Genomic DNA, 10,503 nt, shown 5'->3' with positions numbered 1-10,503 from the left:
CCGGGGGTGACCGGCGGCGTGGCCGGGCGGGCGACGCCGGGGGTGACCGGCGGCGTGGCCGGGCGGGCGACGCCGGGGGTGACCGGCGGCGAGGTCGGGTGGGCGACGCCCGGCGCGGTCGCGGGGCCGGCCGATTGCTGTGTGGTGCCGCTGCCCAGGCCGACCGGGGGCGCCAGCGGACCGCCGGGCACGCCGTCCGGCGACACGTCGGTGATCCGGGGGATGTACGCCGTCTGGGCATCACCGTCCGGGGCGCGGTGCCGGCCCGAGTTGTTGCCGGCGCTGGTGCCGGCGTTGTTTTCGGGCGGCGGGAACTCCTGGTCCGCCATTACTCGGCAACCCGCGCGGATCGGAGGTCACTCGACCCGTCGTACGCCCGCACTGTCACGTTCCTCTCGACGGTTTCCGTGTAGCCGAGGCCGAAGTCGGCGACCGCATCCCGGAATTGCTGGACTCCTTCCGCGGACTCCAACGCGCGACGCAGTGCTGTGGGTTCGCCTATCGCCGTGATCTTGAAAGGTGGGGAGAAGACTTGCCCGTGAAGGAGCAGCGTGTTGCCGACACAGCGTACCGCGCTCGTGGAGATCACCCGGACATCCATGATCGACATTGCCTCGGCCCCACCTGCCCATAGTGCGTTCACGACCGCCTGGACGTCACCCTGGTGGACGACCAGATCGTCGTTGTCGGGAGCGTTCGGGCCGAGATCGGTGCCACGGCGGGGTGAGTCGTTGAGAATGACGGTCAGGCCCGGTCCGTGCAGTGCGGTGAAGCCGGCCGGCGCGCGCAACCCGTCGGCCCGCTGCCGGGACTGCTTCACCGGCTCGTCGACCTCGGCGAGCTGGGCCGAGTCCTGGTCGACCTCGGCGCGCAGCTCGGCGGCCGTTTTGTCGCGACTGTCCAGGCGTACCCGTTTGTCGGCGATCAGCTGAGCCAACTGGGGGCGCCGGTCGTCGCGCAGCGCCGTGCCGTCCGCGGTGCGTGCCGACGTGGTGAAGAGGAGACCGGCGGCGAGCGCGATCAGCGGAACGCCGACCGACCAGCCGCGCACGCGCTGGGTGCGCCGCCGCGGCCGGAGACCGCCGAGGGCGCGCCGCAGAACGAGCCGCCACGAGGGCGTGCCGGTCGTGTATTCCACGTTTGCAACCTCCTCCGAAGGGGCGCACAGCCTCCGGAATTCGGGCTCAGCCTCCCAAAACGGCCCCGCCGGGCATTTTCCTCGCCTGGCGGGTGCCGGTCCGCGCATCGCCTTGACTACGCTAGCTGTCGAACAGTATTCGCCACGGGCCGCATTCGGGGACTCCCGAGCCGCTCAGCGGTGGGTTGTTCACCACTTGTTGCCCTTCAGGAGAGCACCGTGCCGAAGTCTCAGGTTCGCAAGAAGAAGGTCTACACCCCGCCGACGGATGTCCGTCCGGCGGCGGCCGCGGATTCCAAGAAGCCAAGTCCGATCTGGCTGCCGATCTCCGCGGTCACACTGATCGTGGTGGGCATCGCCTGGCTGGTCGTTTACTACCTGTCCTCCCAGGAGTACCCGGTCGCCGCCTGGTCGTACTGGAACCTCGCGGTCGGCTTCGGGTGCATGGTCGCTTCACTGGGCATTCTGTCCCGCTGGCGTTAGCCGGTGATTGCCCGCTTCGTGCGGGTAATGTGACTTTTGCCCGATCCACGCGCAGTCTGATCGAAAGCGCATCCCGCGCCCCGCGCGCGGGGTGCGCTTTCGCCTGACGGCGCCACTTGACCAGCGGCGTGCGGCCATCTATTACTCGTGGGTAACATGGGGCCGGCGGACAGCCGATCGAGAGGGGCAACGCAGATGGGGATCGCGCAGATCGTCGCCACCGCCCTGGCCGGCATCGTCACCGTGGTGGCGGTCGTGCTGGCGGTGCGTGCGGTCCTGACCATCACGGCGGTGATCCGGCAGGGTCAACCCGACCCGGAGCGTCTCGGCAACCGCGGCGCCCGGGCCAGGACCATGCTGGTCGAGACCTTCGGGCACACCCGCATGCTCAAATGGAGCGCGATCGGCGCGGCGCACTGGTTCGTGATGGTCTCCTTCATGATCCTGTTCCTGCTGGTGGTCGAGGCCTACTTTGAGGTGGTCGACCCCGAGGGCGGCCTGCCGATTGTCGGGCACTGGGTGGTGTACGGCCTGGTCACCGAGTGGGTCGGCATCCTGGGCCTGGCCGGCATCCTCTTTTTGATCGCGATCCGGCAGCGCGACAAGAACAGGAAGCGCAGCCGGTTCCTCGGCTCGACCATGTGGCAGGCGTACTTCGTCGAGGCGGTCATCCTCGGCGTGCTGACCTGCGGCTTCCTGATCCGTGGCTTCAAGGTGGCGAACGGCACCTTCGAGTACCCGGGCTGGGCCACCCCGCTCAGTCACGGCGTCGGCGACCTGCTGCCCGCGGCCGCGGACGGGCCGACCTGGGTCGCGCTGGTCAAGCTGCTGATCTCGATGGGCTGGCTGATCACCATCGGGCTGAACCCGACCATGGGCGTGGCCTGGCACCGCTTCCTCGCGTTCTTCAACATCTTCTTCAAACGCGCGCCGGAGAAGCCGGCCGGTTCCGGTCTCGGCGCGCTGCGGCCGATGATGAGCGCGGGTAAGCCGCTCGACTTCGAGGAGGCCGACCCGGAGAACGACCAGTTCGGTGTCGCCCAGGTCGAGCAGTTCACCTGGAAGGGCCTGCTCGACTTCTCCACCTGCACCGAGTGCGGCCGCTGCCAGTCGCAGTGCCCGGCCTGGAACACGGCCAAGCCGCTGTCGCCGAAACTCCTCGTCCTCTCGCTCCGGGACCACGCCTACGCCAAAGCTCCCTACCTTCTCGCGGGTGGGGAGAAGGCGACCGAGGAGCAGCTCCAGGGCGTCGACGTGCTCGCCCTCGCGGAAAAGGACCGGCCGCTGATCGGCACCGCCGACGAGCAGGGCGTGATCGACCCGGACGTGCTCTGGTCGTGCACTACCTGCGGTGCCTGCGTCGAGCAGTGCCCGGTCGACATCGAGCACGTGGACCACATCGTCGACATGCGCCGCTACCAGGTGCTGATCGAGTCGAGCTTCCCGTCCGAGGCCGGTGTGATGCTGCGCAACCTGGAAAACAAGGGCAACCCCTGGGGCGCGCCGCAGAACACCCGGGAGGACTGGACCAAGGGCCTCGACTTCGAGGTGCCGCGGGTCGGCGAGAAGGACGACTTCGAATATCTGTTCTGGGTCGGCTGCGCCGGCGCGTTCGAGGACCGGGCCAAGAAGACCACCCGCGCGGTGGCCACGCTGCTGCACGAGGCCGGCGTCGACTACGCGATCCTGGGCGAGGGCGAGACGTGTACGGGCGACCCGGCGCGCCGGATCGGCAACGAGTTCGTCTTCCAGATGCTCGCCCAGCAGAACGTCGAGACGCTGACCGAGGCAAACGTCAAGAAGATCGTCGCCACCTGCCCGCACTGCTTCAACACGCTCGGCAACGAGTACGAGCAGCTCGGCCTGAAGGTCGAGGTGGTGCACCACACCCAGCTGCTCGCCCACCTGGTCAAGACCGGCAAGCTCATCCCGGTGGAAAAAGTCGACGGCGATCTGACCTACCACGACCCCTGCTACCTCGGGCGGCACAACCGGGTGTTCGACGCCCCGCGCGAGGTCCTGGGTGAGGCGGCCAACCTCGTCGAGATGCCGCGTAACCAGGAACGTTCCTTCTGCTGCGGCGCCGGCGGTGCCCGCATGTGGATGGAGGAGAAGATCGGCAAGCGGATCAACGTGGAGCGCACCGAGGAGGCCCTCGCGACCGGCGCCAAGACGATCGCGGTGGGCTGCCCGTTCTGCTACACGATGATCGGCGACGGGGTCACCGGCAAGGGACAGCAGGACGACGTCGAGGTCGTCGACGTGGCCACGGTCCTGCTGCGGTCCCTCAAGCAGGAAGCGTGAGGCGCCAGCCCTAGGTGGAGCCGGCGGTGGCCGCGGTCGTCGACGCGACGATGGCGACCATCACGGCGGCCTGAATCTCCTCGATGGTCTTGCGCACCGCCTCGGCCGCCCAGGCACCCTCGCCGATCTGCTTGAGCCGCGCCTTGACCCGCTTGCGGTCCAGGTCGCGGAACACCTTCCGGTCCAGCTCGGTGGCCGCCACCAGGGCACACAACGCCGCCGTGCGCGGCTCGACCGGCTCGTCGTGCAGGAGCGCGGCGCGCATCCGCTGCAGCGCCTCGGCCTCCACGGCCGGCAGCTGACCGTTCGCCGGCGGGTACTTGCGCCGCGGGAACACCCACAGCACCTTGTCCTCGGTCACGGTCAGCACACCCTCGGCGACCAGCTTGTCGAGGACCCGCGGCCGGGCCTGTTTCGACAGCTTCGTAACCCAGTGACCGGGTTTGCGGGCCCGGGGCTCGGCGCCGATCCGGGCCAGCGCCTCGTCGGCCAGCGGGTCGCCGACGGGCTGCGGATCGAGCACCACGACCCGCCTGTCCGCGATGTCGACCTTTCCGGCCAGCGCCAGTTCCAGCAGCAGGGCGCCGCCCAGACCGTTGTCCAGGTGCGTGCCGTCGGTCAGCGGCGTGCCGTCCTCGTCGTACGCGAGCAGGAGGAACTCTTCCACAAGGCTCATGCCCCTGACGTTAACCGCCGGGCGGTCCTGTTACGCACGTGTATGGCCGGTCCGGCACAATGAGTCCCGAGGTGAACCGATCATGGACGGGCTGCTCCTGACCGCGGTGCTCCCGCTGGCGGCATTTGCGCTGCTCACGGGCGCGAACGCGTTCTTCGTCGCAGCCGAGTTCGGATTGGTCACCGTCGACCGGGTGGAGATCGCCGCGCGGGCCGAGGCCGGCGACCGCCGCGCCCGCACCGTCCGGAACGTGCTCCACTCGCTGTCCTTCCAGCTCTCCGGCACCCAGCTCGGCATCACGCTGGCCACCCTGCTCACCGGTTACCTGGCCGAGCCGGCGCTGTCCCGGCTGTTCGACCCGCTGGTCGAGCCGATCGCCGGCGACGCCACCCCGGGCGTCACGCACGCCATCGCGTTCATCGTCGCCACCCTGCTGTCGATGCTGTTCGGCGAGCTGGTGCCCAAGAACGCCGCACTGGCCCGGCCGATGCGGGTGGCGCTGGCCACCGCGGCGCCGCTGCGCGGGTTCACCACGCTGTTCAAGTGGCTGATCGCGGCCCTCAACGGGTCGGCGAACTGGCTGGTCCGCCGGCTGGGCATCGAGCCGCAGGAAGAGCTCGCCAGCGCCCGTTCGCCCGAGGAGCTCGGCCTGCTGGCCGCGATCAGCGCGAGCGCCGGCGCGCTGCCCACGGAGACCGCCACCCTGATGCGCCGCACCATCCGGTTCGGCGAAAAGCGGGCGGCCAAGGCGATGACCCCGCGGGTGGACGTGGTCGGCCTGCGCACCACGGACAGCGTGGCCGACCTGATCTCGGTGGCGCAGGAGACCGGACACACCCGCTTCCCGGTGTACGAGAACACGATCGACGCGGTCACCGGGGTGGTCGGGGTGCCCGACGCGCTCGGCATCCCGGTGGAGCGACGGGCCGGCACCCGGGTCGCGACGATCGCCCGCGAGCCGGTGTACGTGCCGGAGAGCCTCAGCCTCGACAAGGTGCTGTCGGCGCTGCGAGCCGCCGACGCCGACCTGGCCATCGTGGTCGACGAGTACGGCGGCACCGACGGCGTGGTCAGCGTGGAGGATCTGATCGAGGAACTGGTCGGCGAGATCACCGACGAGTACGACACCGACGTCGGCGAGACCGGTGCCCAGGAGGTGACGGTGCCCGGCGGGGAGCGGACCATCCTGGTGGACGGCCTGCTGCGCGAGGACGAACTGGTCGAGCAGACCGGCTTCACGCTGCCCGAGGGGCCGTACGAGACGCTGGCCGGCTTCCTGCTCGCCCGGTTCGGCCACATCCCGGTGGTCGGCGAATCGCTCGAGGAAAACGGCTGGGAGTTCACCGTGATGGAGGTCGACCGGCACCGGGTCGAGCAGGTCCGGGTCGTGCCACCGCCACCGGAGCCAGCCGAATGATCGAGCTGCTGGCCACCGCCTTTCTGCTGATCGGCAACGGCCTGTTCGTGGGCGGCGAGTTCGCGCTGATCGCCTCCCGGCGTACGGTCCTCGAACCGTTGGCGGCCACCTCCAAGCGCGCCCGCTGGGCACTCTCCGCGATGCACCAGATCCCGTTGATGATCGCCGGGGCGCAGCTGGGCATCACGATCTGCTCGCTCGGCCTCGGCGCCCTCTCTGAGCCGGCCATCGCGCACCTGCTGGAGGGCCCGTTCGCGGCGCTCGGCCTGCCGGACAACATGGTGCATCCGGTGGCCCTGGTGATCGCCCTGATCATCGTGGTCTTCCTGCACACCGTGGTCGGCGAGATGGTACCCAAGAACATCACGCTGGCCGGCCCGGAACAGTCGGTGCTCTACCTCGGCCCGTTCATGCTGGCCTTCTGCACCGCGACCAAACCGTTGCTGAACGCGATGCGCTGGGCCTCGCGTACGGTATTGAGGCTTTGGAAGATTGAGGCGACCGACGCGGTCAAGACGGTCTTCACCGCCGAGGAACTTGCCGGCATGGTCACCCAGGCTCGCAGCGAGGGACTGCTCGGCTCGGAACAGTACGCGCGCATCCACGCGGCGCTCGGACTCCACGACCGCACCGCCGCCGACACCTTGCGGCCCTGGTCGGGCGTCACCACGGTGGCCGACGACGTCTCGCCGGCGACCATCGAGGCACTATCCACCCGCACCGGCCGCTCGCGCTTCCCGGTGGTGCATCGGGAGACTCGGCGGGTGCTGGGCTTCGTGCACGTCAAAGACATTCTGGGGTACGCGGCGGGGCAGCGCGGCCGGCCGATTCCGGGTGACCTGATCCGGCCGCTGGCGCTGGTGTCGCCGGAGCGCACGCTGGCCGAACTGCTGCTCAGCATGCGCCGCGACCACCTGCACATCGTGCTGGTCAGCGACGGCGGCCGGCCGCTCGGCGTGATCACCCTGGACGACGTGATCCACGCGGTGGTCGGCGAACCGGCGCACCCGGCGGTACCGGCCTAAGGTTTCCGGCCGGTGGCCTTCTTCGCCTCCTGGATCTGGGCGTACACATGCGAGCGGAGTTCGACGAAGCGCGGGTCGGACCGGGTCTTGAGCTGGTCGCGGTCGGCCGGCAGGTCGATGTCCAGGTTCTCCAGCACCTTGGTCGGCGACGCGGACAGCACGGTCACGCGTTCGCCCAGGTAGACCGACTCGTCGATGTCGTGGGTGACGAACAGCATGGTCATCCCGAACTGCTTCCACACGCGGCGCACCAGGTCTTCCAGGTCGGCCCGGGTCTGCGCGTCGACCGCCGCGAACGGCTCGTCCATCAGCATGACCCGAGGCTGGAAAGCGATCGCCCGGGCGATCGCGACCCGCTGCTGCATGCCGCCGGAGAGCTGCCAGGGGTACGCCTTGCCGACGTCACCGAGCCCCACCGCGCTCAGCGACTCGGTGACGATCCGGCGGCGCTCGGACCGGCCGATGCCCTTGGACTTCAGCGGCAGTTCGATGTTCTCGGCGACCCGCAGCCACGGGAACAGGCTGCGGCCGTAATCCTGGAAGACGATCGCCAGCCCGTCCGGCGGCCCGTTCACCGGCTTGCCGCCCACCCGCACCTCGCCCGAGGTCGGGTTGAGCAGGCCGCCGAGGCAGCGCAGCAGCGTGGTCTTGCCGCAGCCGGACGGCCCGACGATGCAGACGAACTGTCCGGCCTCGACCGTCATGGTGATGTCCCGCAGCGCCTCGACCTCCCGGCCGTGGCCGCCGTACGTCTTGCGCAGCGAACGGATCTCCAGCACTTCGGTTCCCTACCTCCGCCTAGTGGCCGCTGCGCTCGGCGGCGCGCGCTCCGTGGTACCAGTTCAGGACGCGTCGTTCCACCAGGGTGAAGGCCAGCGACAGCAGCACGCCGAGCAGGCCGAGGACGAACACGCCGCTCCACATCTCGGGGATCTGGAAGCCGCGCTGGAACTCGACGACGGTGTAGCCCAGGCCGTTGGTGGCGCCGAGCAGTTCGCCGATCACCATCATGATGATGCTGATCGACAATGCCTGGCGGGCGCCGACGATGATCTGCGGGCTGGCGGCCCGGAGGACGAAGGTGCGCATCCGGAGCCAGCCGCCGATCCGGTAGCTGCGGCAGGTGTCGGCGAGCACCTCGTCGACACCGCGCACCCCCTCGACCGTGTTCAGCAGCACCGGCCAGACGCCGCCCACGACGATCACCAGCACCTTGGTCGGATTGCCGAGACCCGCGATCAACACCAGAATCGGCACGAGTACGGGCGGCGGGATGGCCCGGAGGAATTCCAGGGTCGGCTCGAGCAGGGCCCGCAACCGCGGGTTGGCGCCGATCAGCACACCGAGAAGGATGCCGGTGAACACCGCGATGCCGTACCCGGTGAGCAGCCGCAGGACGCTGGGCAGCACGTCGCTCTGCAGGCGTTCGGCCGTCCAGGTGTCCGGGAAGACCTCGATGATCCGCTCCAGCGGCGGCTGGTAGAAGCTGGTGCTGCCGGCGCTGGCGAACCACCAGGTGACCAGCAGCACGGCCGGCAGGGCGAGGGCCACGCCGACCCGGCCGAGGAAGCGGATCATAGTGGTAGCTCCCTTCGGACCGAGGGGTGCCAGGCGAGCACGATCCGCTCGGCGCGGCGGGTCAGCAGGTTGGCGGCGAGTCCGATGAGGCCGGACACCACGATCAGGGCATACATCGACGGCACCGCGATGCTGCTCTGCGCCACGTTGATCTCCACGCCGATGCCCTTGGTGCCGCCGATCAGCAGCTCACCGGTGACGGTGAGGACCAGGGCCACCGAGGCGGACAGCCGGATGCCGGTCATCGCGTACGGCAGGGTGGTCGGCCAGACCAGGTAGCGGGCCTTCATCCAGCGGCCGAGCCGGTACGAGGCGGCGGTCTCCCGCGCCACCGGGTCGACGTCGGCGACGCCGTGCAGCACCTGGATCAGCACCGGCCAGAAGGACGCGTAGATCACCAGCAGCAGGATCGACCGCATCGGGACGCTGAACAGCACGATGGCCAGCGGCAGCAGGGCCACCGACGGGATCGGGCGGAGGAACTCGATGGTCGACGCGGTGACCGCGCGCAGCACCGGCACCGAGCCGATGACCACGCCCAGCACGATGCCGGCCACCACCGCGATGGTGAGGCCGATGAGCCAGGTCGACACGGTGCCGGTCAGGGCCTGCCAGAACCCGGGCCGGTCGAACTCCGCGACCAGCGCCCGGGCGATCTCGCTGGTCGGCGGGAAGTACTCGGCGGGCAGCACGCCCAGTCGTGGCAACACCTCGAGCAGCAGCCCGAAGAGGAGGAGACCGACGAGCCCGAGCAGGGCCGGGGCGTATCCGGCCCTGCGCAGGGGGGTGCTGGCAACCGTCACGGGAGCAGCTTGCTCAGATCGGCCGGCGCCGTGAGCAGGCCCTCGGTCACGATCAGACCGTTCAGCTTCTCGACCGAGGCCGTGTTGACGTCGGCGGAGAACTTCGGCAGCGTCATCTTCGCGGCCGCGTCCGTCTTGATCGTCGTGTACGTGGTGACGGCCTGCCGGACCCGGTCCGGGTTGGCGTCGGCGTACGCGAGCGACTCCTTCATCGCCTCGGTGAACCGGGTGACCAGGTCGCCCTTGGTCTGGATCAGCTGGGTCGAGGTGAAGTACGCGGAGATGCAGAGGCCGGGGTCGACGTCGGCGAACGCGCCGATCGTCGTCCAGCCCTTGGCCAGCGCGGACGCGAGGAACGGCTCGACCACGAACATCGCCTGCACCCGGTTGGCGTCGAGCGCGGCGGCCATGTCGGGGAACGGCACCTCGACAAACTTGACCTTGGCCGGGTCGCCGCCGGCCTGGCGGACGATCTGCTTCACCGACGTGTCGACGATGTTCTTCAGCGTGTTGGTCGCGACCGTCTTGCCCTCGAGGTCCTTGGCGGTCTTGATGGCCGGGTCCTTGACCACCAGCATCCCGAAGTCCTTCTTCGGGTCGCCGGTGGCGTTGTTCCCGTTCGCCACGGCCTTGATCGGCACGTTCTTGGACTGGGCCAGCATCAGCGACACCACGTTGCTGAAGCCGAACTGGTACTGGCCGCTGACCACGGCCGGCACGATGGCCGCGCCGCCCTGGGCCTGCTCCATGGTCAGTTCGATGTTGCGCTTGGCGAAGAAGCCCTGCTCCTTGCCGAGGTAGATCGGCGCCACGTCGACGATCGGAATGACACCGACTTTGACCTTGTCCGTTGTGGAGCCGGAGCCGCCGGTGTTGCCGGGGGATTCCTCGGAACCGCCGCACCCGGCCGCGGCGGCCGTGAGGGCGGTCAACGTCAGCAACGCGATGAGCTGTTTTCTCAGCATGGTGTTAAGCAACCTCTACATCATCGAGAGCCTGGCCGATGTTTCCACTGGCCGGAATTGACTGGTACGCAGCGTGAGGGTGATCGATCTACCATTCCGTAGACATCGAGGATC

The 10,503-nt window shown here is 69.2% G+C and carries 10 protein-coding genes and 1 pseudogene; 4 read left to right on the top strand and 7 right to left on the bottom strand.

Features of this window, described 5'->3' with window-relative positions; translation table 11 throughout:
- Both Ari01nite_RS19205 and Ari01nite_RS19200 read right to left on the bottom strand, forming a co-directional pair.
- Positions 1 to 329 (bottom strand): annotated as a pseudogene (locus Ari01nite_RS19205) (hypothetical protein); the annotation flags it as partial.
- Entirely contained in the window at positions 329 to 1,138 is an 810-nt protein-coding gene (locus Ari01nite_RS19200) for a DUF881 domain-containing protein (protein ID WP_203782637.1), read from the bottom strand. The gene Ari01nite_RS19200 and the pseudogene Ari01nite_RS19205, both read right to left, overlap by 1 nt.
- A 219-nt stretch (positions 1,139 to 1,357) precedes the next feature.
- Here Ari01nite_RS19200 and Ari01nite_RS19195 point away from each other — a divergent pair, with 219 nt between their 5' ends.
- Entirely contained in the window at positions 1,358 to 1,621 is a 264-nt protein-coding gene (locus tag Ari01nite_RS19195) for a cell division protein CrgA (RefSeq protein ID WP_203782636.1), read from the top strand.
- A gap of 195 nt (positions 1,622 to 1,816) precedes the next feature.
- Positions 1,817 to 3,925 carry a (Fe-S)-binding protein gene (locus Ari01nite_RS19190; protein ID WP_203782635.1) on the top strand — a complete coding sequence of 703 codons (2,109 nt, stop codon included), beginning with the start codon at positions 1,817 to 1,819 and terminating at the stop codon, positions 3,923 to 3,925.
- A 10-nt stretch (positions 3,926 to 3,935) separates the two neighbouring features.
- Here the strand turns inward: Ari01nite_RS19190 and Ari01nite_RS19185 are convergent, their stop codons facing one another.
- Positions 3,936 to 4,601, bottom strand: a complete 666-nt coding sequence (locus tag Ari01nite_RS19185) for a GOLPH3/VPS74 family protein (protein ID WP_203782634.1) — start codon at positions 4,599 to 4,601, stop codon at positions 3,936 to 3,938.
- 82 nt (positions 4,602 to 4,683) lie between these two features.
- On the opposite strand from Ari01nite_RS19185, the gene Ari01nite_RS19180 reads away from it, so the two are divergent.
- Together Ari01nite_RS19180 and Ari01nite_RS19175 are read left to right on the top strand one after the other, a co-directional pair.
- Positions 4,684 to 6,018, top strand: a complete 1,335-nt coding sequence (locus tag Ari01nite_RS19180; RefSeq protein ID WP_203782633.1) for a hemolysin family protein — start codon at positions 4,684 to 4,686, stop codon at positions 6,016 to 6,018.
- Positions 6,015 to 7,043: a hemolysin family protein gene (locus Ari01nite_RS19175; RefSeq protein WP_203782632.1), complete on the top strand. Its 1,029-nt coding sequence runs from the start codon at positions 6,015 to 6,017 to the stop codon at positions 7,041 to 7,043. Before Ari01nite_RS19180 ends, Ari01nite_RS19175 begins: the two co-directional genes overlap by 4 nt.
- Here Ari01nite_RS19175 and Ari01nite_RS19170 read toward each other — a convergent pair.
- From Ari01nite_RS19170 to Ari01nite_RS19155, 4 genes are read right to left on the bottom strand one after another with little or no spacing between them, the layout of a single operon-like run.
- The gene (locus tag Ari01nite_RS19170; protein ID WP_203782631.1) at positions 7,040 to 7,822 is read right to left on the bottom strand and encodes an ABC transporter ATP-binding protein; all 783 of its coding nucleotides are present in this window, start codon (positions 7,820 to 7,822) and stop codon (positions 7,040 to 7,042) included. The genes Ari01nite_RS19175 and Ari01nite_RS19170 overlap by 4 nt on opposite strands.
- Positions 7,823 to 7,841: 19 nt before the next feature.
- On the bottom strand, positions 7,842 to 8,621 hold the full coding sequence (locus Ari01nite_RS19165; protein ID WP_203782630.1) for an ABC transporter permease: 780 nt from the start codon (positions 8,619 to 8,621) through the stop codon (positions 7,842 to 7,844).
- Positions 8,618 to 9,424 carry an ABC transporter permease gene (locus Ari01nite_RS19160; protein WP_203782629.1) on the bottom strand — a complete coding sequence of 269 codons (807 nt, stop codon included), beginning with the start codon at positions 9,422 to 9,424 and terminating at the stop codon, positions 8,618 to 8,620. The genes Ari01nite_RS19165 and Ari01nite_RS19160 overlap by 4 nt, the downstream gene beginning before the upstream one ends.
- A complete protein-coding gene (locus Ari01nite_RS19155) occupies positions 9,421 to 10,389 on the bottom strand; it encodes an ABC transporter substrate-binding protein (protein ID WP_203782628.1) in 969 nt (322 codons plus the stop codon). The genes Ari01nite_RS19160 and Ari01nite_RS19155 overlap by 4 nt, the downstream gene beginning before the upstream one ends.
- Positions 10,390 to 10,503: the final 114 nt, after the last annotated feature.

It is taken from the genome of Paractinoplanes rishiriensis (assembly GCF_016862375.1).
GTDB lineage: Bacteria > Actinomycetota > Actinomycetes > Mycobacteriales > Micromonosporaceae > Actinoplanes > Actinoplanes rishiriensis.
Note: the sequence above shows the minus strand (reverse complement) of the source record. Positions and strands in the feature narration are given on the sequence as shown.